We start from the raw sequence: 24,443 nt of genomic DNA, 5'->3' as shown, positions 1-24,443 counted from the left end.
GCCGCGTTCACGACTCGCTGCCCCGCCCGATGACCTCCACCGAAGCCGCCGTCCTCCCCTCGCTCGCCGCCACACGTATGCCGGTCGGAATCTTCGATTCCGGCCTGGGCGGCCTGTCGGTGCTGCGCGCGGTGCGTACGCTACTGCCCAACGAAGCAATCGTCTACGCCGCCGACTCGCTCTATGCGCCCTACGGCGAACGCGACGACGACTTCATCGCCGACCGCACGCTCGCAGTCTGCCAGTGGCTGGTCGCGCAAGGTGCGAAAGCCCTCGTGGTCGCCTGCAACACGGCGACCTCGCAAGCCATTTCGATGGTGCGCGAAAAGCTGCCCGTCCCGCTGATCGGCGTCGAACCGGGTGTAAAGCCCGCAGCGCTGCAATCGAAGACGCGGGTCGCCGGCGTGCTCGCCACCCAGGTCACGCTGCGCAGCGCGCGTTTTCAGGCGCTGCTCGAACGCTATGCCGCCGACTGCCGTTTCCTCTGCCAGCCGGGCCATGGGCTCGTGCAGGCAATCGAACGTTGCGACGTTGGATCGGCGGAATTGCGCGCGCTGCTGGACGGCTATCTGCAACCGATGCTGGACGCCGGCGCGGATACGCTGGTGCTCGGCTGCACTCATTACCCGTTTCTCGACACGCTGATCCGCGATATCGTCGGCGAGCGGCTCCAGCTGATCGATACGAGCGTCGCCATTGCGCGACAACTGGAACGCATCCTGGATCAGCAAGGCCTGCGCGCGGCGCCGCCCGCCGCGGGCGAAACCGTCCCCCTGCCGCGCCTTCATTCCACCAGCGACGGCGCCCACCTGCGGCAAATGACCGCCAGCCTGCTGAATCTCGACGTCCCGGTCGAGCAGGTTCTGATCCCCTCCCGCCGCACCGCCGCGCCCGACTCCCTACCCGCCTAGCCCCGTAGCACGGCACTTGCCGCCGGCCCACGCAGATTCACACCCGTCCGGGCCGGCCGGAAAACCCTGGTAACCGACTGGTTTTGTTACAAAAATCCGTAGCGGACGCTTGCCAAATGCACCGAACATAATTGATAATAATTCGCATTAACGTTCACTATCGCGTATCGCCATGATCGTTTGCGTGTGCAAGTCTGTGTCCGACCGGAAAATTCGTGCCTCGATCGCAGAGGGCGTCGACTCGTTCGACGAGCTGCAATTCGAGCTCGGCGTCGCTACGTGCTGCGGCAAGTGCGAAGAGTCGGTGCGCGATGTAATGGCGCAATCGGGTGCCTGCGCGAGCCGCTGCGGTGTCGAGCACCACACGCACGTGGCTCCGCTCACGTTTTACGAACGCAAGGCCGCCTGACCCAGTATCCTGCGGCCGGCCACGCACGCTGTACCGCGAGCCATTCGCAAGCAACCGTTTCGTTGTTTCGTTTCACCACCTGTCAGCAAGCCAGTCGTGCACCAGCCAGCTACCGTTCTCACCCTCAAGGAGTTCGAGATGGAATTGCTGATCGGTTTCGTGACCACCTTATGCATTTCGCTGCTGATATTCCGAACATGACGCTGCCTTGCCTGACTCGCTGCATCGACGGCGCTTACTCACGCTAACATGCAGGCATTACATTCCGTACAGGCCGGTGCCCCACCGGTCGCTCCCTTCCGAATGAATTCCCGTGCAGCCATCGCGACGACTGTTGTCCTCGCGATTCACGTTGTGTTGCTCGCCGTCGTGCTGACGGTACGTAACGAACCGCTCTCGCGTCCAATCGAATCGCCGGCCATCACCGCCGAACTGCTGCCTCCCGCCGCGGTCGCAGCACCTGCCGCGATCCAGTCGATCGAACCGCCCAAGCCCACGCCGCCGGTGCCGCACCTCAAGCCGAAGGTGCAGCCGCGCCCGGTTCCGAAGCCATTGCCCCAGGCGGTCGCTCCGTCCGAGCACGCGATCACCACGCCGGCGCCCGTACCGCAGCCACCTGCGCCCGCTGCGCCGGTCGCGCCGCCGGCACCTGTTGCAGCGCGTCCGACGATGGCGCTGAGTGCACCGAAAGACGTCTCGCACCTCGACTGCCGGATGGTTCAGCCCGACTACCCGCCGCTGTCGGCGCGTCGTGGCGAAAGCGGCACCGCGTACGTCAAGTTCGTCGTGGGCCTGACCGGCAAGATCCAGAACATCGAGTTGAAGAAGAGCAGCGGCTACAGCCGCCTTGACGATGCCGCGCTCGATGCGATGAGAGCGAGCACCTGCAAGCCCTATCTGGAGAACGGCGAGCCGGTTCTGGCAACGTACACGCAGCCCTTCGATTTCGGACTCAAGGACTGAGGTAGATTTCACTCAAGGAATGGCAATGCAAAACTACGGTATCGCCCACGTATGGGCGCAAGGGGATTTCGTCACGCGGGGCATCGCCCTTGCGCTGGTGATCATGTCGGTGCTGTCGTGGACGGTGATCGTCATCAAGAGCTGGAACGTGGTGCGCCTGAACCGCCTCACGCGCAACGCCGAGCAGGCCTTCTGGCATTCCGACGATCTCGCCGACGGCGTCAACAAACTCGGCGCCCATGCATCGAAGCCCCAGGACAATCCGTTTCTCGCGCTCGCCCTGTCGGGCCAGGAAGCCGCCGATCACCATCATCAGACGCAGCCGCATCTGCACGATCGCATGGACGTCTCCGACTGGGTCACGCGCTGCCTGAAGGACACGATGGACGAAAGCATCGCGCGTATGCAGAGCGGCCTGGCCGTACTCGCATCGATCGGCAGTACGGCGCCGTTCGTCGGGTTGTTCGGTACGGTGTGGGGCATCTATCACGCGCTGCTGAGCATCGGTGCAAGCGGCCAGACGTCGATCGATCAGGTCGCCGGCCCGGTTGGCGAAGCGCTGATCATGACGGCCTTCGGTCTGTTCGTCGCGATTCCCGCGGTGCTCGGCTACAACGCGCTGACGCGTGCGAACAAGGCGATCGTCAGCAAGCTGAATCGCTTCGCACACGGTCTGCATGCATTCTTCGTGACCGGCGCGCGTCTGTCGTCGTCGAAGCGCGGCGACGGTCTGCGTCTCGCGACGCGCACCCACTGATCCGCGAGGCATTCCGATGGCAATGACGAGCCCCTTCGCCAACGACGAAGACGATGGCCTGATGAACGAAATCAACATGACGCCGCTCGTCGACGTCATGCTGGTTCTGTTGATCGTCTTCATGGTGACGATTCCCGCGATCCGCCACGCGGTGAAAATCGACCTGCCGCATGCGAGCAGCCAGAAAGAAGACACAAAGCCGACTCAGGTGAATGTTTCGGTGCAAGCCGACGGCACGGTGCTGTGGGACGAGCAGAAGGTCGACGACGCCGCGTTGCGCGAGAAGATCGCTGCTGCCGCGAAGATGACGCCGCAACCGGAACTGCATCTGAACGCCGACCGCAAGGTGCCCTATGAGGCGGTGGCCGAAGTGATGTCCGCGGCGCAGGCAGGCGGTCTGACGAAGATGGGTTTCGTCACCGAGCCGAAGCAGTAACGCACGCTCATGACAAGCGAAAACACCGCTTTTCGCGGCCCAAAGTAAAAGGCCTTCATCGCCAGATGAAGGCCTTTTTTTGTGCGCACGCGGCGCATTCGGGCGGCGGGTTCACTTGCCATTAGAGTAGCCGGAGACACCACATGCGACAGCCGTGATCGACACGGACAGCGCGTTCAGCCCTATCAGGCTCGCTATAGATAGCGGCCATGAGGTTTCGCTCAAGTGACTCTTCAGCGAAAGGGATTTCAATATAGGTCGGCTCGCACGCGCATTCAAGCAAACCGCCATTGAAAGTACTCATTGCAGGCGGCGCTTCAATGTCAAAAGCGATGCAACTCGCTCAAAGCGCGACCGCTTGCTGCACAGCACGCACTGCGTCGGAGTCCGGACACTCGCCTGTAATGTGCTTGCCGATGTCGGGATCGAGCATTTCGACCAGATAATCGACGAAGGCGCGCACCGCCGGCACCATGCCCTGGCGGGACAGGAACACCGCATACAGCTGCGGCACGGGCAAGGTCCAGCCGGGCATCACCGGCGACAGCTTGCCGCTTCTTAGCGCCGCACCGTACATCATCTCGGGCAACGCGGCGATACCGACGCCCGCGAGCGCGGCCTCGCGAATCAGCATCAGATCGCCGCTCACCAGGCGCGGTTCATGCTCGTGCGCGTGGCGAATGCCGTCCGGCGAAATCAGGTTGAACACATGCCGGCCGTCGCCGGTCGACACGTCGAGCGTTTCGAAGCGGGTCAGGTCGGCGGGCACCAGCGGCGGCGCATTCTGGTTCAGCAGGCTCGGCGCGCCGACCAGCATCTGCTGTGTGCGCCACAACGGCCGCACGACGATGTTCGCACTCTGCGGCGGTTCCGAGCGCACGCGCAAGGCGACATCGATCGAATCTTCGAACAGGTCGACGACCCGGTTGGTCACACGCATCACGACACGCACTTCCGGGTAGCGGTGCATGAATTCCGGCAGGATCTGCGTCATGATCGTCTGCGACACAGTGATCGGCACGCTGACCCGCACTGAGCCGCGCGGCGACGAACGCAGTTGCTGCACGACGTTGACCGCCGCCTGCGCCTCCGACAGCATCGCCTGACAGTGCTGGTAAAACAGTTGCCCCGCTTCGGTGAGCGCCAGCTTGCGCGTGGAGCGCTGCAACAGACGTACGCCGAGCGACCCTTCAAGCTCCGTCAGGCGCCGCGACAGACGGGACTTGGAGATGCCGAGCACCCGCTCGGCGGCGGAGAACCCGCCGTGTTCGACGACCTGCGAAAAGTACATCAGGTCGTTCAGGTTATGCGAATCGATCTTCATTTCATCGTTCCACTGATAGAACAATCCATTGCGAACAGGTGGCTGGAACCGTGAAAAACGGTCCCTATAATAGCTCTATGTTTCAGAAATGACGCTATTCCTCAATCTTTTAAGGTGCCCCTGATGACCACGACCCGCACGATCGACCGTACGTTTCCAGCCGTTCGTACGACGGAAGGCGGCGGTTTTATCGTTCATCGCCCGTTCCCGACCCGTCTGCTGATGGATTTCGATCCGTTTCTGCTGCTCGATGAAATGGGCCCGATCGATTACGCGCCCGGCGAAGCGAAAGGCGCCCCGGATCACCCGCATCGCGGCTTCGAAACGGTGACCTACGCGCTCGAGGGCCAGTTCGGCCATAAAGACTCGGCGGGCCATTCCGGCACGCTGCGCGCCGGCGATGTGCAATGGATGACGGCAGGCGCAGGTGTCGTGCACAGCGAAATGCCCGATCCGGAATTCAATCGCACGGGCGGGCGCGTGCATGGCGTACAGCTGTGGGTCAACCTGCCGCGCGAGGACAAGATGATCGCTCCGCGTTATCAGGAAATTCCGTCCGCGCAGATTCCGGTCGCCACATCGCCGGACGGCTTGGTGCGCGTGAAGGTCATCGCGGGCGAAGCGCTCGGCGTCAAGGCCGCAATCGAAACGCGCACGCCGATCCTGTATCAGCACTTCACGTTGCAGCCGGGCGCGAGCATCGTGCACGCCGTGCCGCACGACTACCGGGTGTTTGCGTATGCGTTGTCCGGCAAGGGGATGTATGGCGAAGAGCGGCACGAGATCGAAGCGCGTCAGATGGTCGTGTTCAACGACGACGGCGACACCGTGACGTTTGCTGCCGGTGTTGAGCCGCTCGAGGTGTTGCTGCTCGGCGGGGTGCCGCTGAAAGAACCGGTCGTCCGTTACGGTCCGTTCGTGATGAATACCGAGGCGGAAATCCGTCAGGCAGTGCTTGATTATCAGGCTGGCCGGATGGGGCAGATTACGCATTGATTGCGTATTGATCGCGCGTTGGTTGCGCGTTGATTGCGTGGCGGCACGAAGGGCGTCGCGGGTCGTTCAGGCTCGCGACGCCCTTTGCATTTCGCCGTGGAAGATCGTCGCGTGCAATGCGGGTGCCGCACCATCCGTTTGCGACCGGATTCGTTCGCCGGAGAATTCGTTCACAATACCGTCTCGCGCCGTCACTCGCGGCCAACCCACTCCCCGTCCAGGAGCGTCCATGTCAGGGTCCACCGTCACCGCACACACCGGGTCGGCAAATTTTCAGGTCGTCCTCGACGACGGCAAACATAGCTGGCTCGCCGACGAACCCGAATCGGTTGGCGGCGGTGATCGCGGTCCATCGCCGGTCGATTTGTTGCTGTCGAGTCTCGGTGCGTGTACGTCGATCACACTGAAGATGTACGCACAACGCAAAGGCTGGCCGCTCGACAACGTGCACGTGACGCTCTCGATCGAAACCGGTGACACAGGCTCGACAATCGATCGCAAGATCGTACTGGAAGGCGATCTGTCGGACGAACAGCGCGAACGGTTGCTGCAGATCGCCAACGCCTGCCCGGTCCACAAGATCCTGAGCCGTCCGATCGCGATCCGTACCGGCCTTGCCGTCGCGTGACGCGAGCCTGCGTCCGCTATACCGACAGAATCCCGCGCCTTAAAAGGAAGCCGCCGTTTTGAATTTCGAACACCTGATCCAGATCAACGACCCGTCGAATCCGTATGTCGACACGATGACCCGCGACGAACTCTGGGAGGGGCTCGTGCTGCGCGCCGAGCAGCCGCAGTTGTTCGTGCTGGGCCTCGATAGCTGCACGATCGTCTCGCGCACCGACAGCACGCTCGATCGCGAACTGCACTATGGCCAGGCCACGGTGCGCGACCGCGTGACGCTAGAGCATAACCAGAGCGTGCGCTACGACATCCTCCCGACGGAAACGTATGTCGGCGGCTCGCTGACCATGACGATCGAGCAGCCTGACGACAAGCAATTGTTCCTGCGCTTCGAATACAAGACGACGCTGCCCGTCTCCGAGGATCAGGATGCGCGGCAGACCGAGGAGATCGTCAAGTCGGCGTATCGCGAGTCCGATATCGATACGGTGCGGTTGATCCGCCAGTACGTACAGACGCGCAAGAACCCGGACGCGCTGCATTGAGGTTGCCGGAGGCGCCCCGCCCCGGCGCTTCCGCACAGTACAGGCTCGCGGCGCGCCCCACCTGAATCGACGTCAACAGCCTGTCACTATCGAAAATCGTTCTCGATGAATTCCTTTTCTTGTTAATACGAACGATTATCATTTAGAATCAATTCCATCGAATCGACAAACCGATGGAACGAATGACTGATCTGACGCGCTCCTCCACGCTTAGCCTGCGCCGACCGACCGCCGCGCTGACCAGCAGACCGAAGGCTGCAGCACCAGCGGTATCGACCACGGCAAGCACCGCGTCGACCGCCGTACGGGGCAGCCAACCGTCCGACTCGACCGATCGTGTAGTTCGCAGTGACACGCTGCTGCAAGGCCGCAGTCACATCAGCATCATGCATAACGGCGAGACCTACCAGTTGCGTGCCACGCGTCTGGGCAAGCTCATTTTGACGAAGTAAGTACCGGGTATTGTGGGGACCACCTCCTCGAGAGGTGTTAGGCTTTAGCCAGCCACGACGGCTTGCACGTGAGAATTAGACCCCTTCGTGCAGACACCAAGCCAGCCGTCGCAGCCAGCCAGGCCGCTTTTTTGGTTCTCACTGCAGTGCGCGTCACGCCCACCTGGCGTGTATCGCGATCGATGATTACGTAGCGAATAAGCCGTGCGATGACCTTGATTCATCGCACGGCTTTTGTTTTGGATGGGATCAGCGCGACCAGCCCCAGAACATCAACCACCACGCGCTATCGACAACCGCCAGCGCGGCCATGAACCACACCATCGCCAGACTACGCGACCATAGCCGTACGCTGTAGCGACGCGTGACGAGCCACGCAAGCCATGCGCTCCACAGATTCGCCACGACGAGAATGGCGATGCGCAGATCGGTAGCCCACCATAGCGGCACATGTTCCGCGCGCAGCAGCGACAGCGTCGTCGCGGACAAACCGAGGAACACGCCGGCGCCAGCAAGCGGAATCAACCCCTGCGCGAGATGATGCAATCTGAGCGCATCGAAGCGGCCGAGCATACGCGTCGCTCCGGCGAGCAACGCGAGCAGCGCCGTGCCGTAGACCGCCGCTGTCGCGAGGATGTAGCCGATCACCATCGTGCCGTCGAGCCACGAAAAGACGTCGTTCTGATCCGGGTAGTGGGTGAACAGGAACCACGGCGCGTTGGTATCGAGCGGCCACATGATGTCGCGATCGATAAGCCAGGTCGCGAGCAAGGTTTTCAGTTCGACGAACCAGGTCGATGCAGTCCAGTGAAACGCGCCGATTGCGATGCCAAGCAGCCCGTACACGATCAACGCGGTGTCCCACGCGCTGGCCTGTTTGTCGCCGAGTTCGACGACTTCTGTCGACGGCGTGCGCCACGTCAGCGCCACCGCGTCGCGATGACCGGCGCAGCGGCCGCACATGTGGCAATCAGCGGCGCCCTTCATGTTACGCAGCGGCACGAGCGGTGCGCAGTTGATTGGCACCACGCGGTGTCCGTGCTCGCCTTCCTTATACGAGCGCCGCCATGCGGCTTCATCGACCTTGTAGTGGAACGGCGCGAGCCGCGCGAGAAGCGAAAAGACGCCGTTCACGGGGCACAGGTACTTGCACCAGACGCGCTTCTCGCGCCCATACAGCAAACCGATGATCATCGCCGCAAGCGTCGAGCCGCCGAGTACCAGCAGCACCGCTTTCGGATATTGATAGACGCTGACCATCTGGCCGTAGATCGTCGTCAGTCCGAACGCGACGAATGGCCAGCCGCCCCAGCGCATCCAGCGTGGAATTGCGAGACCGCGCCCGTACTTGCTCGCGAACTCCGCGAGCGTGCCTTCCGGACACAGCACACCGCACCAGACGCGCCCGAGCAGCACCATCGACAGCAGCACGAACGGCCACCAGATGCCCCAGAACACGAATTGCGCCGCGAGCGTGAGGTTGTTCCACAGATGCGCGCTGTCGTCGGGTCGCGGCGTAAAGGCCGGCACGAGGATCAGGAACGCGTAGACCGCCACCACCACCCACTGGATACCGCGGATAGCAGAACCATGGCGCTGCATCCATTGGCCAGCTCCGGCAAGGCGGCCCGCACGGACGGACACGCTCGTCATACCGCGCGCCCGGCGGTTCGCGACGCGCGACGAATCAGCAGATAGACGACTGCCCAGTACACCGCATACGCGATCAGGTTCATCAACGCCGGATGCGCGCGATATCCGGTCAGCGTCGCAACGAGCGAACCGAATGTGCTGGAGTCGTCGAGCAGCGCCGACGTGTTCCATACCTGATCGACGATGGTCGGCAGCAGTTCCTTGTCGATCAACTTGTCGACGCCGGTCTGGAACAGCCCTGCGCCGAGCAACAGCAGCATGATCTCGGTCACGCGGAAAAAGTGCCGCCACGAGAACAGCTTGCCGCCGAGCTGCAACAGATAGAACGTGAGAAACGCAAGACCAAGGCCGATCAATACGGCAAGAATCTGGCTACTGGCGATATGCCCCGACTGCCCGAACCCGAGGCCATACAGAAAGATGACCGTTTCACTGCCCTCGCGCGCGATGGCGAGCGCAACCAGTACAGCCACGCCCCACCAGTTCGCGTCGCGGGTACTCTGCTGCAACGACTGCTCCATGTCGCGCTTCAACGTGCGGCCGTGCTGCTTCATCCACAGCACCATCTGCACGATCAGCACGCATGCGATCAGCACCATCGCGGTCTGGAAATAATCCTGTGTGTCGCCGGACAGCACTTCGGTGAAACCGACGAGTGCCGCACCCAATGCGATCGCCGCGAGTATGCCCACTGCGACGCCGGCCCACAGATACGGCAACCCACGCCGCGCCTCGGCATCGCCGTTTTTCAGCCACGCATACAGGATGCCGACGACGAGCAGCGCCTCGACGCTTTCCCGCCACACGATGAACAACACCTGACCCATCGAATTTCTCCTGCTACGCGCTACTTCGCGACGATCACGCCCTGCGCCTGCTGATGAAAGTCGTCGAAGAATTTGTATTCTCCCGGCGACAGCGGCGCGATCACGACAAACGACTCGGCACCAGGCGCGAGTACCTTTTCCTTGCGCAACTGCACGCTTTCGAATTCGGCGGCGCCTTTGCCCGTGTTGCGCACTTCGATCTTGATACGCTGCCCGGCCGGCACTTCGATACGCGCCGGATTCAACTTGCCGTCGTTCATTTCCAGCTTGAACGTGGGCAGGTCGGCAGCATGCGCTGCGCCTGCTGCAAGCGATGTCGCCATTGCGAAGAGCGCGATCTTTCGGTTGATTCTCATTGAGCCTTCCTGCCGCGATCAGTAGCCGCCTTTTTTGCCGATGCCCGCATACGCAAAGTCATACTCGAGCGTGAACGGCTTGAACCACGGACCCACGCCAGTTTCCTTGTCGACGTGACGGCCGAACGCCATGTGGCCCATCTGCATCGGCGGTTCGACGATCAGCTTCAGGTGATACTTGCCGGGACCAGCGAGCTTGACGTTGTCGCCATAGTGCGGGCCGTCGCTCGCCACCATCGCCATCAAATCGCCCTTTTGCGACCAGTTGCCCTTCGACAGTTCATAGCGAACCTGCAGGTACGGCATCCAGTCGCCTTCGGCGAAACCGGTCGGGTTGTTCTTCACTGCGTGAATGTCGGCCTCGAGATGGACGTCGGAGTCCGACGCCTTGCGCATCATGCCTTCCGGCTCCATCGTGATGGGCTGCAGATAGACCGCACCGATCTCCATGCCGCCCTGGATCTGCTGTTTGCCGATCGGGAATTCGGCGGCGGTAGCCGAGACCGCAACAGCTGCTGCGACGGCCATGACGCCGCCACGCAAAAACGAAGAAAAACGCATTGAAACTCCTGATTTTTATCTGACAGAAACCACGCAACGGCCATGGGCGGCAAAGATGGGAAACGCGGGAAGAAACGTCGAAGAACGTTAATGCGACCCATTCTCAATAGTAAGGCGATTCTAGCATCCTTACTGATGCCAAACAAATATCGTGGGCGTGCGGATCCCTGTGCGGACAAGGCTCCGGCGTTGGAATGAAGATGGATTGGCGTGTCGGGAACGCAGCGCCGGGCGGCGCTGCGTAATACTTTCGTCGGCTTTCGCTGCGACCCGATGAGCCTGGCTAGATACCCGTCAGATGGTCGCCGACGTTTGCCCCAAATACGCGTTCACGCAGCAGCGCGAGCTGGTCGCGTGCCTGGGCGGCTTTTTCGAATTCGAGATTCTTCGCGTGCTCCATCATCTGCTTCTCGAGCCGCTTGAGTTCCTTCGCGAGCTGCTTCTCGGACATGTCTTCGAACTTCGCGCGCTGTTGTTGCTCCTTCAGTTCGGCGCGCGCTTCATCGACGTTGTACACGCCATCGATGATGTCCTTGATCCGCTTCACGACCCCGCGCGGCGTAATGCCGTTTTCCACGTTGAACGCGATCTGCTTCGTGCGCCGGCGTTCGGTCTCGTCGATCGCGCGGCGCATGGAATCGGTCATCTTGTCGCCGTACAGAATCGCCTTGCCGTTGATGTTGCGCGCGGCACGGCCGATCGTCTGGATCAGCGAACGCTCGGCGCGCAGAAAACCTTCCTTGTCCGCATCCAGAATCGCAACGAGCGACACTTCCGGAATATCGAGCCCTTCGCGCAACAGGTTGATCCCGACCAGCACATCGAAGGTACCGAGCCGCAGATCGCGAATGATCTCGACCCGCTCCACCGTATCGATGTCGCTATGCAGATAACGCACCTTGACGCCGTGATCCGCCAGGAACTCGGTCAGCTGTTCGGCCATGCGCTTGGTCAACACCGTCACCAGCACGCGATCGCCGACCTTCACGCGTTCGTTGATTTCGGAGAGCACATCGTCGACCTGGCTCGTCGCTGGACGCACTTCGATCTCCGGATCGACGAGACCTGTTGGGCGCACCAGTTGCTCGGCAACCTGCCCCGAGGTCTTCTTCTCATAGTCCGCCGGCGTCGCCGAGACGAACACGACCTGGCGCATCTTGCGCTCGAACTCGTTGAACTTGAGCGGCCGGTTGTCGAGCGCGGACGGGAGCCGGAAACCATAATCGACGAGGTTTTCCTTGCGCGCGCGGTCGCCGTTGTACATGCCGTTCAACTGGCCGATCAGCACGTGCGATTCGTCGAGCAGCATCAGGGCATCGCCCGGCAGGTAATCGACGAGCGTAGGCGGCGGCTCGCCGGGCGCCGCGCCCGAAAAGTGCCGCGAGTAATTCTCGATGCCCTTGCAGAAGCCCAGTTCCTGCAGCATCTCGAGATCGAAACGCGTGCGCTGTTCGAGGCGTTGCGCTTCCACCAGCTTGTTGTCGCGATGAAAGAACTCGAGCCGATCGCGCAGTTCGGTCTTGATCGTTTCGACGGCACGCATCACCGTGTCACGTGGCGTCACATAGTGCGACGATGGGTACACCGTGAAGCGCGGGATTTTCTGCCGTACGCGACCCGTCAGCGGATCGAACAGTTGCAGCGTTTCGATTTCGTCGTCGAATAGTTCGAGGCGCACCGCCATTTCCGCGTGTTCGGCGGGAAAGATATCGATGGTGTCGCCGCGTACGCGAAACGCACCGCGCTGAAAGTCGGCTTCATTGCGCGTGTACTGCATGGCGATCAGCCGCGCGATGATGTCGCGCTGACCGATGCGGTCGCCTGTGCGTAGCGTCAGAATCATCTTGTGGTATTCGGACGGATTGCCGATACCGTAGATCGCCGACACGGTCGCCACGATCACGACGTCGCGTCGCTCCATCAGGCTCTTCGTCGCCGACAGCCGCATCTGTTCGATGTGCTCGTTGATCGACGAATCCTTTTCGATGAACAGGTCGCGCTGCGGCACGTACGCTTCCGGCTGGTAGTAGTCGTAGTACGAAACGAAGTACTCGACGGCGTTGCGCGGAAAGAACTCGCGAAACTCCGAATACAGCTGCGCGGCGAGCGTCTTGTTCGGCGCGAAAACGATGGCCGGACGGCCGAGCCGCGCGATCGTATTGGCCATCGTGAAGGTTTTGCCCGAGCCCGTCACGCCGAGCAACGTCTGGTACGACAGGCCATCCTCGATGCCTTCGACCAACGTTGCGATCGCGGTCGGTTGATCGCCGGCGGGCAGATACGGTTGATACAGCTGGAACGGCGAGCCTTCGAACGTGACGAATTTCGACTCGTCGAGGGCGTTGTCAGCTTCGGACAGGTGGTGATCGGACATGGGGAGCAGCGTCCTCAGCGGGAGCAAAGGACTATTCTAGCGTTTCGGCCAGCCGCGAGCCGCGCATGCGGCTGGTCTGCTGTCAGTACGCTGGCAGGAGGTGCCTTGTGGAATCCGCTGTTCGCTGCCAGACGGACCCTTTCATGATGGCGCCGCGCCTCGATCCGGCACTTAAACGCCAATGCACGCTGAACGCGCTTTTTTGCCGCAAAAACCCGCCTGGCAGCGCGGCGCGGGCCGAAAAACCGCCAGGATTCGATACAATGGCGGGCTGTGTGTTTGCGCCACCGCCCGATCGCCGTTTCACCGGCTGACAGCGGGCCGGTCGCGCGTGAAGCCGCCCTTCTTCTCACTACTGCCGAACCATCATGTCTCTCTTTTCCGCCGTCGAACTCGCCCCCGCGACCCTATCCTGGGCCTGAACGAAGCCTTCAACGCCGATGCGCGCACAACCAAGGTGAACCTGGGCGTGGGCGTCTATACCAACGAAGAAGGCAAGATCCCGTTGCTGCGCGCCGTGCGCGACGCGGAAAAGGCTCGTGTCGAAGCGGCGCTGCCGCGCGGCTACCTGCCGATCGAAGGGATTGCGGCATACGACGCCGCGGTGCAAAAGCTGCTGCTCGGCAACGATTCGGCGCTGATCGCCGCGGGCCGCGTCGTGACGGCGCAAGCGCTGGGCGGCACAGGCGCGCTGAAAATCGGTGCGGACTTCCTGAAGCGGCTGAACCCGGCCGCCAAAGTCGCAATCAGCGACCCGAGCTGGGAAAATCACCGCGCGCTGTTTGAAAGCGCCGGGTTCGACGTCGTGTCGTACCCGTACTACGACGCCGCAACCCACGGCGTGAATTTCGCCGGCCTGCTCGAGGCACTGAACAGCTATGCCGCGGGCACGGTCGTCGTGTTGCACGCGTGCTGCCACAACCCGACCGGCGTCGATCTCACCGCAGACCAGTGGAAGCAGATCGTCGACGTCGTCAAGACGCGCGAACTGGTCCCGTTCCTCGACATCGCGTATCAGGGTTTCGGCGACGGCATCGATGCAGATGCAGACGCGGTGCGCCTGTTCGCGGCTTCCGAACTGAACGTGTTCGTCTCGTCGTCGTTCTCGAAGTCGTTCTCGCTGTACGGCGAGCGCGTCGGCGCACTGTCGATCATCACCGGCAGCAAGGAAGAAGCCACTCGCGTCCTGTCGCAGTTGAAGCGCGTGATCCGCACGAACTACTCGAATCCGCCGACGCACGGCGGTTCTGTCGTCGCAGCCGTACTTGCTGCGCCGGAACTGCGCGCGACGTGGGAAGCGGAACTCGGCGAAATGCGCGACCGTATCCGTGCGATGCGTAATGGTCTGGTCGAACGTCTGCAGGCGGCCGGTGTGGCGCGCGACTTCAGCTTCGTCAATGCGCAGCGCGGTATGTTCTCGTACTCGGGATTGACCTCCGCACAGGTGGATCGTCTGCGCGAAGAGTTCGGTATCTACGCGGTTGGCACGGGGCGCATCTGCGTTGCAGCGCTCAACACGCGCAACCTCGATGTGGTCGCTGGTGCGATTGCGCAGGTTTTGAAGTAACGCGTCTTGCAACTGCAGGGCCAGTTCTGTCCGCGTGTCTGCGGTACAACGAAACGGTCCGGTCAGTCTGCATGCGATCGTAAAGACGGCGCTCCCTGTGGAGCGCCGTTACTTTTTTGCGGTTCGAATCGCTTGTGTCGGTGAACGCTCAGCGGGCATCGCGATGAATATCGTGTGTGACGAAACCCGCATCGTTATCGGGTAACGCAAGCCACCCGGGCTGCGCGAGCGAACGGCGAATATCCTGGAGACCACTGTCCCAGTGCTCGCGCATCGTCGACAGGCCGAACTGGTAGTCCTTGTACTGCCCTTCGTATTCTTTCTGCCGGTATATCAGGTGGATCACGTTATATCGTTTGGAACACGCGAGATCCTCCGCGACTTTGCACCAGCGGTCGTCTTGATGCTCGGGCGCGACCCGGTCGAGCACCTCGCGCAGCACATGACGAAAACGCTGCGAGCGTTGCAGCATGTCGGTGACTAACCGCGTGCGGCTCGAATACTGGATATCCTTCATGCGCCCCTGGACGTCGGTGATGCTCTCCGGCACCGGCCCGAGCGCACTCCATAAGTCGACCTGGAACGCGAGCGTGTCCTGACGCGGCGTCGTCTGAACCACTTCGTAGAGCGGCGTATTCGACATCAGGCCGCCGTCCCAGAAGTACTCGCCGTCGATCTCCACCGCGGCAAAACCAGGCGGCAATGCACCGGACGCGATGAAGTGCTCGGCGCGCAGCGTCATGCGAGTGTTGTCGAAGTAAGCGAAATTGCCCGTGCCGACATTCACCGCACCGACCGACACACGCAATTCGCGCGCGTTGATCCGGCCGAAATCGCACAGGCGCTCGAGCGTCGCCTTGAGCGGCGTGGTGTCGTAATAGCTGGCGGTTTGCGGAGACCCGGAGACACTCGGCAAAGGCGGCGGAAAGCGCGGCACGAAAAAGCCCTTCTGTCCTTCGACGATCGCACCCATCGCCTGCATCGCCGTGAAAGCCTTGCGCACGGCATCGGTGGAATTGAACAGTGCGTGCTCGACGAACGGCGGCAACGGCGGCCCAAATGCCGGCTGACAGATCGTTTCCCAGAACTCCCGCAGGCGTGCCACGCGATGCTCGGGCGCGTTGCCGGCAATGATCGCGGTATTCAACGCGCCGATCGAAATACCCGCGAGCCAGGTTGGCCGGATGCCTGCTTCGTCGAGCCCCTGGTACACACCGGCCTGATAGGCGCCCAGTGCGCCACCGCCCTGGAGCATCAGCGCGATCGATTCGTACTTCGGCAGATCGACGGGGGCGATCGATCGGGCTTTGCCGGTCGCCTGCGCTTTTGCCTTTGCGGGCGCCTCGCTATTTCCGTCGCGCGCGCTCGCGCGTGCCTGTCCGGTGTTGTTTCGCGTCATTACGATGCTCCTTTTCACCTGTCCGTGCAGCTCGCGTTAGTCAATCTACCCGCCATGACTCACGATGACAGAACGACCGGGCGAGGCCGTTCAGAAGAATGCAAGGTCGCAACCACGGCTGTCATTGTGCATGAAGCACGCACGACGCGGCGCTAACCTGCGCTGCGCGACCCCGTGGTCCCGCAGACTCGTGCGGATCGGATTAAGCTGTCGGATTGCGATCGATTACTTTCGAAGGAGACGCGAATGAATTACCGGCGACTCGGCCGCTCCGGCCTGCAAGTCAGCGAGCTGTCCATCGGCTCATGGGTCACGTACGGCAATCAGGTCGACCGCGGTGCCGCCCGCGAATCGCTTGCGGCGGCGCGCGATGCGGGCGTCAATTTCTTCGACAACGCCGAGGTCTATGCGAGCGGCCAGTCGGAGGAAATCATGGGCCACGCACTGAAGGAGCTGGGGTGGTCGCGTGTCAGCTACATCGTGTCCACCAAGTTCTTCTGGGGATTGAATGAAGCGCCCAACCAGTATCACACGCTGAACCGCAAGTACCTGCTCAACGCAATCGATGCCTCGCTGAAACGCCTGCAACTCGACTACGTCGATCTCGTGTTCTGCCACCGGCCCGATCCGAACACGCCTGTCGAAGAAACGGTCTGGGCGATGAGCGACATGATTTCGCATGGCAAGGCGCTGTACTGGGGAACCTCGGAGTGGAGCGCCGATGAGATCCGTGCCGCTTACGAAATCGCGGAACGGCATCATCTTCACAAACCTGTCATGGAGCAGCCGCAATACAACCTGTTCCATCGCCGGCGCGTCGAGCAGGAATACAAGCGGCTCTATGAAGACATCGGGCTTGGTCTGACCACGTGGAGCCCGCTTGCATCGGGTTTGCTGACCGGCAAATACCGTAACGGCGTGCCCGCCGACAGTCGCGCGCAATTGCAGGGCTACGACTGGCTGCGCAAGCAGGTCACCGACGCCGGCAAGAACGATGTGGTCGGCAAACTCGGCAGCGTGGCGGACGAACTCGGTTGTTCGGTGGGGCAACTGGCTATCGCGTGGATTCTCAAGAATCCCAATGTGAGCACGGTGATTACCGGTGCTTCGCGCGTGGAGCAGATCGCCGAGAACATGAAGGCACTGGATGTCGCCGCAAAAATCACGCCGGAGCTCAAGCTGAAGATCGAGGAGATCGTTGGCGATACAGAGGCATAGCGCGCGATGTGCGAGCAGTGGCGTTAGCGTTCGCTGAAGCTCGCCGGTGCAGGACGCCGGTGCGTGTCGCGTACAATACGCGGCCGCACCGAAGTACGCGGCGGCGGTCCCGCGACATGACAGATGCCGCGAAGATCCGCCGACACCTCCGATTCATCGTTTTACGCCCGCTTCACGCGAAACCATGCTCAGCTACCGCCATGCCTTTCATGCAGGAAATCACGCCGACGTCCTGAAACACGCGATCGTCGTGCAATTGCTGCGCTATCTCGAGCAGAAAGACAAGTCGTACTGGTACATCGATACGCACGCCGGCGCGGGCGTGTATTCGCTGAAGGAAGGCTACGCGACGAAGACCGCCGAATTCGAAACCGGCATCGGGAAACTGTGGGCGCGCCAGGACCTGCCGCCCGTGCTTGCCGAGTATGTGAATGAAGTCGCGGCGCTCAATGCCGACGGCCAGCTGCGCTATTACCCGGGCTCGCCTTATCTTGCATGGCGCCTGATGCGCGAGCAGGACCGCATGCGGTTGTTCGAAATGCATAGCACCGAGATCGACGTGCTACGCCACAACTTCCGCGATGCCGGTCGCCGGGCGCTGCTCTATTCCGGCGATGGTTTCGAGGGCATTAAGGCGCTGCTGCCTCCCCCACCCCGTCGTGCACTGGTGCTGATCGATCCTTCGTACGAGGACAAGCGCGACTATCACCGGGCGCTTGTCTGTGTCGAAGAGAGCTTGCGGCGTTTTGCGAACGGTACCTATGCGGTCTGGTATCCGCAGGTCACGCGCCTCGAGTCGCAACGCTTCCCCGATCAGTTGAAACGTCTGCAGGAGCGCAACTGGCTGCACGTCTCCCTGACGATCGGCAAACCGCCCACAGACGGTTTCGGACTCTTTGGCAGCGGCATGTTCATCCTGAATCCGCCGTACACGCTGGCAAAAGCGATGAAAGAGACGCTGCCGTGGCTCGTCGATGCGCTGGGTCTGGATGCAGCGGCCCAGTTCAAGATCGAGCATCGCGGCGATTGAGGGTGTTGGGATTGTTGCGGCGTCTTTCGATGTGGCGAACGACACTTCGATCTTGATGCGCGATCTGCGCCAGCCGGAACACTGCTCTATTGCGGCGACGATGGAATCCGCAGGCGTGGTTTCGAAGTCGACTGCGGCTGGGTGCCCGTCGGCAACTCGATATAGGGCGCAACGATAACCGGCGGCGACGCATTGGGCGCGAGTTCCGTCGGCGTTGCAATGGGTTGCGCCTCAACGATGCGCGCATGCGAAAGCGGCGCGGTTTGCAGCACGGTGCCGCTTTGCCCATCGCTAATGCCTTTCTGCGTATCGAGGATCAATGGCTGTCCTCCGCCCGTCGATAGCGCGAACGCTACCTGTGCGGTCAGAGCCGCCATGGCGGTAAGGGAAGTCGGCAAAAGACGAAGCAAGCGGATCGGGATCATAGCGAACCGGATAACCAGTGATATATGGGGTGCCGTCGAAAACGCCTTACCTTACCCCTGGTGGCCAGGTTCAGGCTAGAACAATACGCGGCGACGTGAGATTCACAGGTTCCAGATATGACGAAGCCCCGCACGTGGCGGGGCTTCCAGGCTTCACTGCCGCGCGGCAACAAGCGCCGCTCGCGAGCAGATGTGCTTACAGCGAGTAGCCGCTGGTTTCGAGCGAACGGATGCGTTGCTCAAGCTGGACGATGTCGGTCGACGACGCCAGATAAGCCTCGCGGCGGTTACGTTCAGCAGATTCAAACCAGTTGCTCAATTTTTCAACAACGTAGGCAATCATGATGTTTCTCCAAGGATCAGTATGAACCCCTGGTGGAAATATCATCAGGGATTTCCCTTAAAAGGGTTAACCCGCATTATAGCCTTCCGATGTTGTTTTGCTAGTGAAATGCTCGACTGATGTGCATTCCGTTTTGGAATGGTGCAGGGTTTTTCTCCCACCAAGTTGTTGATTTCAAAGAATGTTGATTTACTTCAAGCAGTTGGTGTGGAAATTTTGTCTAGAATGCGCACCAACATAGCGCATTTGCGTTGCGCGGTTGCAACGCTCTATCGATTGGGTTGCACCGCACCCTCAATCGGCGTGACAGCCCGCTACGGGCATTGCCGCTGTATTGGCCAGTCGCTCGAGAATCGGACAATCCGGCCGCGAATCGCCGTGACAATGCGCGGCAAGGTGGGCGAGCGTGTCGCGCATTTCGGTCAGTTCCGCAATTCGGCGATCGAGCTCGGTCACATGTTCAAGTGCAATCGACTTCACCTCGGCGCTCGCGCGCGAGCGGTCTTGCCAGAGCGCCAGCAACTTGCGAATATCCTCGACCAGAAAGCCAAGACGGCGCGCTTGACGGATGAAACGCAACGAGTGAACCTCCGGCGCACTGTAAATGCGGTAGCCCGCTGCCGTACGCCCTTTGGCGCTCAGAAGTCCAACGCTCTCGTAGTAACGGATCATTTTTGCTGTGACGCCTGACTCGCGTGCTGCCTCACCGATATTCATCGCTCTCTCCTCCAATCGACCGTTTTTATGCTACACCTTCCCACGGTAGGAAGGTGTATGGTTGTTCCGGAGATCGGCAAATCAGATGTGCGCCACTCGCCGTGTCTCCATGTCTATTTCTATTTTCATGAGGTTATTCGATGACCGTCGAATTCAAGGTTGAAGGCATGAGCTGCCAGCATTGCGTGGCAGCCGTTACCGAGGCGATCCGCGAGCAGGACGCTACAGCCGGTGTGCGTGTGGACCTCGCGGCCGGTCGCGTTGCAGTCGATTCGCAACAGACGCCGGATGTATTGAAGGCTGCGATCGCCGACGCCGGCTACGTCGTGGTCGACACGCAAGCCACGGCAAACTGATCGAGGAACGAAGCTGAATGTTCACCGTTGCGATCATTGGCGCTTCGGGTCTGCTTGGACGTGCGGTCATCGATGAACTCGCGCGTGAGCACGACTGGCGGGTCATCCCGACTGCATTCCGGCGCACAGCCGCGCACATGATTTCTCTCGACATTCGAGATGCCGGGCCGTAGCGCAGTTTGTGGAGCGCGAAGCCCCGGATGCGATTGTGATTGCGGCCGCGGAGCGTCGCCCCGATGTGTGCGAACTCGAACCTCTACAGGCGCGCGCGTTGAATGTCGATGCTGTGCGTACAGTGGCGACGGCGGCCAACCGGGTCGGCGCGTGGACCCTGTCTATCTCGACCGATTATGTTTTCGACGGTACCCGGCCGCCCTATCGTTGTGATGATTCACCGTCGCCGATCAACGCTTACGGCCGGAGCAAAGAGGAAGGTGAGCGCGCGCTGCTCGATACCGCCAGGAAAGGTTGCGTGCTGCGTTTGCCGCTGCTTTATGGGCCGATTGTCGACTGGCAGGAATCGGCAGTGACTAGCCTTGTGCCGGCGATTGCGGCATCAGCGGACGCTGCGTCCGCTGTCATGGACGCGTGGGCGATCCGTTACCCAACCTATACACCCGACGTCGCGTTTGTCATCAAGCAGTTGCTCACGCGACATTCGCGCGGAGAGGGTATCTGCGGCATCGCGCAGTGGTCGGGTGATGAACCCATGACGAAACACGATATCGCGGTGCGTCTCGCCGACGCGCTGCAACTGAACGCCAATCTGATTCGCCAGACGACGCCAGTTGACTCAACACCTCGGCCACGTGACTGCCATCTGGATTCGAGTCGTCTGGAGAGTTTGGGTATCGGTCGCCGTACATCCTTCGATGTGGCGATCAGACAGATACTGACGAAATTCCCATGGAACAGGGATATCGAGACTTGAGAGTTGACGCTCGCGCTGTGTGCGGGGTATTTCGGTTGCGTGCGTAGAGATGAGTGAACGGCAACCTGGGACGATGGCCGCCCCCGGGGTGAAGTACTGGGGGGCGTCGTCCGGCAAGGCATGAGACGCGTGCGGTTGTACGCTACTAAACTTGGTACGGTAAACGCCAAGACCCCGCTGGTTGAGGGCGGGGTCTTGTCTTGCAGCATGAGGAGCCTGACGATTACCTACTTTCACACGGGCAATCCGCACTATCATCGGCGTGGAGTCGTTTCACGGTCCTGTTCGGGATGGGAAGGGGTGGTACCGACACGCTATGGTCATCAGGCATGACTTGTTGCTGTGTCGCCTTTGAGGGCGCTACAGCCAATCTGGAAGAAGTAGTTGAGAGGAAGCCTCTCGTTTGGGGTTGTGCGTATCGTGCACAACACTGATCTCAACCGGTGGTGTCTTGCCCCCGTTCGGGGTGGTCCTGAGTAAGTGCTGAAGCACTAACTCATGACGTAAAACACACCTGTTATAGGATCAAGCCTTACGGGCAATTAGTATCAGTTAGCTTAACGCATTACTGCGCTTCCACACCTGACCTATCAACGTCCTGGTCTTGAACGACCCTTCAAGGGGCTCGAAGCCCCGGGGATATCTCATCTTAAGGCGAGTTTCCCGCTTAGATGCTTTCAGCGGTTATCTCTTCCGAACATAGCTACCCGGCGATGCCACTGGCGTGACAACCGGTACACCAGAGGTTCGTCCACTCCGGTCCTCTCGTACTAGGAGCAGCCCCCTTCAAATATCCAGCGCCCACGGCAGATAGGGACCAAACTGTCTCACGACGTTTTAAACCCAGCTCACGTACCTCTTTAAATGGCGAACAGCCATACCCTTGGGACCGGCTACAGCCCCAGGATGAGATGAGCCGACATCGAGGTGCCAAACACCGCCGTCGATATGAACTCTTGGGCGGTATCAGCCTGTTATCCCCAGAGTACCTTTTATCCGTTGAGCGATGGCCCTTCCATACAGAACCACCGGATCACTATGACCTGCTTTCGCACCTGCTCGACTTGTCGGTCTCGCAGTTAAGCACGCTTATGCCATTGCACTATCAGCACGATTTCCGACCGTACCTAGCGTACCTTCGTACTCCTCCGTTACACTTTGGGAGGAGACCGCCCCAGTCAAACTGCCTGCCATGCACTGTCCCCGACCCGGATAACGGGCCAAGGTTAGAACCTCAAACAAACCAGGGTGGTATTTCAAGGACGGCTCCACGCAGACTGGCGTCCACGCTTCAAAGCCTCCCACCTATCCTACACAGACCGGTTCAAAGTCCAATGCAAAGCTGCAGTAAAGGTTCATGGGGTCTTTCCGTCTAGCCGCGGGGAGATTGCATCATCACAAACACTTCAACTTCGCTGAGTCTCGGGAGGAGACAGTGTGGCCATCGTTACGCCATTCGTGCAGGTCGGAACTTACCCGACAAGGAATTTCGCTACCTTAGGACCGTTATAGTTACGGCCGCCGTTTACCGGGACTTCAATCAAGAGCTTGCACCCCATCATTTAATCTTCCGGCACCGGGCAGGCGTCACACCCTATACGTCCACTTTCGTGTTTGCAGAGTGCTGTGTTTTTATTAAACAGTCGCAGCCACCAGTTTATTGCAACCCCTTCACCCTCCTGGCGCAGGCCAGTCAAGCTACAGGGGCGTACCTTATCCCGAAGTTACGGTACCAATTTGCCGAGTTCCTTCTCCCGAGTTCTCTCAAGCGCCTTAGAATACTCATCTCGCCCACCTGTGTCGGTTTGCGGTACGGTCAACGTGAAACTGAAGCTTAGAGGCTTTTCCTGGAACCCCTTCCAGTTGCTTCGCTCCCGAAGGAGCTCGCGCCACACCCTTGAATTGCGCACCCGGATTTGCCAAAGTGCCTTCTCCAATGCAGCGACCGGGACTTCCAACACCCGGACAACCTTCCGCGATCCGTCCCCCCATCGCATTTCACGTCGGTGCAGGAATATTGACCTGCTTCCCATCAGCTACGCATTTCTGCCTCACCTTAGGGGCCGACTCACCCTACGCCGATGAACGTTGCGTAGGAAACCTTGGGCTTACGGCGAGGGGGCCTTTCACCCCCTTTATCGCTACTCATGTCAGCATTCGCACTTCCGATACCTCCAGCGCACTTTTCAATGCACCTTCGCAGGCTTACGGAACGCTCTCCTACCATGCACATAAATGTGCATCCGCAGCTTCGGTATATGACTTAGCCCCGTTACATCTTCCGCGCAGGACGACTCGATCAGTGAGCTATTACGCTTTCTTTAAAGGATGGCTGCTTCTAAGCCAACCTCCTGACTGTTTTAGCCTTCCCACTTCGTTTCCCACTTAGTCATATTTCGGGACCTTAGCTGGCGGTCTGGGTTGTTTCCCTCTTGACACCGGACGTTAGCACCCGATGTCTGTCTCCCGTGATTGCACTCTTCGGTATTCGGAGTTTGCTATGGCGAAGTAATCCGCAATGGACCCTTCAACCATGACAGTGCTCTACCCCCGAAGGTGATACACGAGGCACTACCTAAATAGTTTTCGGAGAGAACCAGCTATTTCCAGGTTTGTTTAGCCTTTCACCCCTATCCACAGCTCATCCCCTAACTTTTCAACGTTAGTGGGTTCGGACCTCCAGTACGTGTTACCGCACCTTCATCCTGGCCATGGATAGATCACCTGGTTTCGGGTCTACACCCAGCGACTGAATCGCCCTGTTCGGACTCGCTTTCGCTACGCCTGCCCTAATCGGTTAAGCTTGCCACTGAATGTAAGTCGCTGACCCATTATACAAAAGGTACGCCGTCACCCCTTGCGAGGCTCCGACTGTTTGTATGCATGCGGTTTCAGGATCTATTTCACTCCCCTCCCGGGGTTCTTTTCGCCTTTCCCTCACGGTACTGGTTCACTATCGGTCGATCACGAGTATTTAGCCTTGGAGGATGGTCCCCCCATCTTCAGACAGGATTTCACGTGTCCCGCCCTACTTGTCGTACACCTAGTTCTTCCTCACTGTTTTCGCTTACAGGGCTATCACCTGCTATGGCCGCACTTTCCAGAGCGTTCAGCTAACAACGAAGATAAAGAGTACAGGCTGATCCCATTTCGCTCGCCACTACTCTGGGAATCTCGGTTGATTTCTTTTCCTGCGGTTACTTAGATGTTTCAGTTCACCGCGTTCGCTTCACGTAGCCTATGTATTCAGCTACGGATACTCCATTAGG

At 60.3% G+C, this 24,443-nt stretch carries 23 protein-coding genes, 2 rRNA genes and 2 pseudogenes (1 of these 27 cut by a window edge); 15 read left to right on the top strand and 12 right to left on the bottom strand.

Annotated features, from left to right (window positions below; translation table 11 throughout):
* Nucleotides 1–29: 29 nt before the first annotated feature.
* The 5 genes from murI to FNZ07_RS20110 all read left to right on the top strand — a co-directional run bounded on the left by murI (nucleotide 30) and on the right by FNZ07_RS20110 (nucleotide 3,476).
* Nucleotides 30–911, top strand: a complete 882-nt coding sequence (gene murI / locus FNZ07_RS20130; protein WP_091019101.1) for a glutamate racemase — start codon at nucleotides 30–32, stop codon at nucleotides 909–911.
* Nucleotides 912–1,083: 172 nt separating this feature from the next.
* Nucleotides 1,084–1,320: a (2Fe-2S)-binding protein gene (locus tag FNZ07_RS20125; RefSeq protein WP_091019103.1), complete on the top strand. Its 237-nt coding sequence runs from the start codon at nucleotides 1,084–1,086 to the stop codon at nucleotides 1,318–1,320.
* A gap of 249 nt (nucleotides 1,321–1,569) precedes the next feature.
* Nucleotides 1,570–2,283: an energy transducer TonB gene (locus FNZ07_RS20120; protein WP_091019105.1), complete on the top strand. Its 714-nt coding sequence runs from the start codon at nucleotides 1,570–1,572 to the stop codon at nucleotides 2,281–2,283.
* Nucleotides 2,284–2,308: 25 nt separating this feature from the next.
* Nucleotides 2,309–3,040, top strand: a complete 732-nt coding sequence (locus FNZ07_RS20115; RefSeq protein WP_091019106.1) for a MotA/TolQ/ExbB proton channel family protein — start codon at nucleotides 2,309–2,311, stop codon at nucleotides 3,038–3,040.
* A gap of 16 nt (nucleotides 3,041–3,056) precedes the next feature.
* A complete protein-coding gene (locus FNZ07_RS20110) occupies nucleotides 3,057–3,476 on the top strand; it encodes an ExbD/TolR family protein (protein ID WP_091019109.1) in 420 nt (139 codons plus the stop codon).
* A 343-nt stretch (nucleotides 3,477–3,819) separates the two neighbouring features.
* Here the strand turns inward: FNZ07_RS20110 and FNZ07_RS20105 are convergent, their stop codons facing one another.
* Entirely contained in the window at nucleotides 3,820–4,800 is a 981-nt protein-coding gene (locus tag FNZ07_RS20105) for a LysR family transcriptional regulator (RefSeq protein WP_091019111.1), read from the bottom strand.
* Nucleotides 4,801–4,923: 123 nt separating this feature from the next.
* On the opposite strand from FNZ07_RS20105, the gene FNZ07_RS20100 reads away from it, so the two are divergent.
* From FNZ07_RS20100 to hemP, 4 genes are all read left to right on the top strand, one after another.
* Nucleotides 4,924–5,796 carry a pirin family protein gene (locus FNZ07_RS20100; RefSeq protein WP_091019113.1) on the top strand — a complete coding sequence of 291 codons (873 nt, stop codon included), beginning with the start codon at nucleotides 4,924–4,926 and terminating at the stop codon, nucleotides 5,794–5,796.
* A gap of 229 nt (nucleotides 5,797–6,025) precedes the next feature.
* Nucleotides 6,026–6,424 carry an OsmC family protein gene (locus FNZ07_RS20095; RefSeq protein WP_091019115.1) on the top strand — a complete coding sequence of 133 codons (399 nt, stop codon included), beginning with the start codon at nucleotides 6,026–6,028 and terminating at the stop codon, nucleotides 6,422–6,424.
* A gap of 58 nt (nucleotides 6,425–6,482) precedes the next feature.
* Nucleotides 6,483–6,965 carry an SRPBCC family protein gene (locus tag FNZ07_RS20090; protein ID WP_091019118.1) on the top strand — a complete coding sequence of 161 codons (483 nt, stop codon included), beginning with the start codon at nucleotides 6,483–6,485 and terminating at the stop codon, nucleotides 6,963–6,965.
* A 182-nt stretch (nucleotides 6,966–7,147) separates the two neighbouring features.
* The gene (gene hemP, locus FNZ07_RS20085) at nucleotides 7,148–7,417 is read left to right on the top strand and encodes a hemin uptake protein HemP (protein WP_091019120.1); all 270 of its coding nucleotides are present in this window, start codon (nucleotides 7,148–7,150) and stop codon (nucleotides 7,415–7,417) included.
* A 249-nt stretch (nucleotides 7,418–7,666) separates the two neighbouring features.
* Here hemP and FNZ07_RS20080 read toward each other — a convergent pair whose 3' ends face one another.
* The 5 genes from FNZ07_RS20080 to uvrB form a co-directional block, all read right to left on the bottom strand.
* Complete coding sequence (locus tag FNZ07_RS20080) at nucleotides 7,667–9,070, bottom strand: 4Fe-4S binding protein (protein WP_091019122.1); 1,404 nt, start codon at nucleotides 9,068–9,070, stop codon at nucleotides 7,667–7,669.
* On the bottom strand, nucleotides 9,067–9,897 hold the full coding sequence (locus tag FNZ07_RS20075; RefSeq protein ID WP_091019125.1) for an FTR1 family iron permease: 831 nt from the start codon (nucleotides 9,895–9,897) through the stop codon (nucleotides 9,067–9,069). Before FNZ07_RS20075 ends, FNZ07_RS20080 begins: the two co-directional genes overlap by 4 nt.
* A gap of 20 nt (nucleotides 9,898–9,917) precedes the next feature.
* Nucleotides 9,918–10,253: a cupredoxin domain-containing protein gene (locus FNZ07_RS20070; RefSeq protein ID WP_091019127.1), complete on the bottom strand. Its 336-nt coding sequence runs from the start codon at nucleotides 10,251–10,253 to the stop codon at nucleotides 9,918–9,920.
* A gap of 18 nt (nucleotides 10,254–10,271) precedes the next feature.
* On the bottom strand, nucleotides 10,272–10,814 hold the full coding sequence (locus FNZ07_RS20065) for an iron transporter (protein WP_091019131.1): 543 nt from the start codon (nucleotides 10,812–10,814) through the stop codon (nucleotides 10,272–10,274).
* A gap of 283 nt (nucleotides 10,815–11,097) precedes the next feature.
* Nucleotides 11,098–13,188 (bottom strand): excinuclease ABC subunit UvrB, encoded by a 2,091-nt coding sequence (uvrB, locus tag FNZ07_RS20060; RefSeq protein ID WP_091019133.1) that lies wholly within the window; start codon nucleotides 13,186–13,188, stop codon nucleotides 11,098–11,100.
* A gap of 143 nt (nucleotides 13,189–13,331) precedes the next feature.
* On the opposite strand from uvrB, the gene FNZ07_RS33695 reads away from it, so the two are divergent.
* Together FNZ07_RS33695 and FNZ07_RS20055 are read left to right on the top strand one after the other, a co-directional pair.
* Nucleotides 13,332–13,502, top strand: coding sequence for a hypothetical protein (locus FNZ07_RS33695; RefSeq protein WP_170275801.1), 171 nt, complete (start codon nucleotides 13,332–13,334; stop codon nucleotides 13,500–13,502).
* 54 nt (nucleotides 13,503–13,556) lie between these two features.
* A pseudogene (locus FNZ07_RS20055) lies at nucleotides 13,557–14,755 on the top strand (amino acid aminotransferase).
* Nucleotides 14,756–14,903: 148 nt separating this feature from the next.
* Here FNZ07_RS20055 and FNZ07_RS20050 read toward each other — a convergent pair.
* A complete protein-coding gene (locus tag FNZ07_RS20050; protein ID WP_091019138.1) occupies nucleotides 14,904–16,154 on the bottom strand; it encodes a DUF3734 domain-containing protein in 1,251 nt (416 codons plus the stop codon).
* 246 nt (nucleotides 16,155–16,400) lie between these two features.
* Here FNZ07_RS20050 and FNZ07_RS20045 point away from each other — a divergent pair, with 246 nt between their 5' ends.
* Entirely contained in the window at nucleotides 16,401–17,372 is a 972-nt protein-coding gene (locus tag FNZ07_RS20045) for a potassium channel beta subunit family protein (protein ID WP_091019139.1), read from the top strand.
* A 184-nt stretch (nucleotides 17,373–17,556) separates the two neighbouring features.
* Complete coding sequence (locus FNZ07_RS20040; RefSeq protein WP_091019141.1) at nucleotides 17,557–18,402, top strand: 23S rRNA (adenine(2030)-N(6))-methyltransferase RlmJ; 846 nt, start codon at nucleotides 17,557–17,559, stop codon at nucleotides 18,400–18,402.
* Nucleotides 18,403–18,488: 86 nt separating this feature from the next.
* On the opposite strand, the gene FNZ07_RS20035 is transcribed toward FNZ07_RS20040, so the two are convergent.
* The 3 genes from FNZ07_RS20035 to cueR all read right to left on the bottom strand — a co-directional run bounded on the left by FNZ07_RS20035 (nucleotide 18,489) and on the right by cueR (nucleotide 19,887).
* Nucleotides 18,489–18,779 (bottom strand): hypothetical protein, encoded by a 291-nt coding sequence (locus tag FNZ07_RS20035; RefSeq protein WP_245811725.1) that lies wholly within the window; start codon nucleotides 18,777–18,779, stop codon nucleotides 18,489–18,491.
* Between the two features lie 244 nt (nucleotides 18,780–19,023).
* Nucleotides 19,024–19,170, bottom strand: coding sequence for a DUF3563 family protein (locus FNZ07_RS20030; RefSeq protein ID WP_091019147.1), 147 nt, complete (start codon nucleotides 19,168–19,170; stop codon nucleotides 19,024–19,026).
* A 294-nt stretch (nucleotides 19,171–19,464) separates the two neighbouring features.
* Nucleotides 19,465–19,887: a Cu(I)-responsive transcriptional regulator gene (gene cueR, locus FNZ07_RS20025; protein ID WP_091019150.1), complete on the bottom strand. Its 423-nt coding sequence runs from the start codon at nucleotides 19,885–19,887 to the stop codon at nucleotides 19,465–19,467.
* Between the two features lie 140 nt (nucleotides 19,888–20,027).
* Between cueR and FNZ07_RS20020 the strand changes: the two genes are divergently transcribed.
* Nucleotides 20,028–20,243: a heavy-metal-associated domain-containing protein gene (locus tag FNZ07_RS20020; protein ID WP_091019153.1), complete on the top strand. Its 216-nt coding sequence runs from the start codon at nucleotides 20,028–20,030 to the stop codon at nucleotides 20,241–20,243.
* 17 nt (nucleotides 20,244–20,260) lie between these two features.
* A pseudogene (locus FNZ07_RS20015) lies at nucleotides 20,261–21,174 on the top strand (dTDP-4-dehydrorhamnose reductase family protein).
* Between the two features lie 214 nt (nucleotides 21,175–21,388).
* Here FNZ07_RS20015 and rrf read toward each other — a convergent pair.
* Nucleotides 21,389–21,502, bottom strand: a 5S ribosomal RNA gene (gene rrf, locus FNZ07_RS20010).
* A 193-nt stretch (nucleotides 21,503–21,695) separates the two neighbouring features.
* Nucleotides 21,696–24,443 (bottom strand): 23S ribosomal RNA (locus tag FNZ07_RS20005) (it continues 133 nt past the right edge of the window).

Source organism: Paraburkholderia megapolitana (assembly GCF_007556815.1).
Classification (GTDB): Bacteria; Pseudomonadota; Gammaproteobacteria; order Burkholderiales; family Burkholderiaceae; genus Paraburkholderia; species Paraburkholderia megapolitana.
Note: the sequence above shows the minus strand (reverse complement) of the source record. Positions and strands in the feature narration are given on the sequence as shown.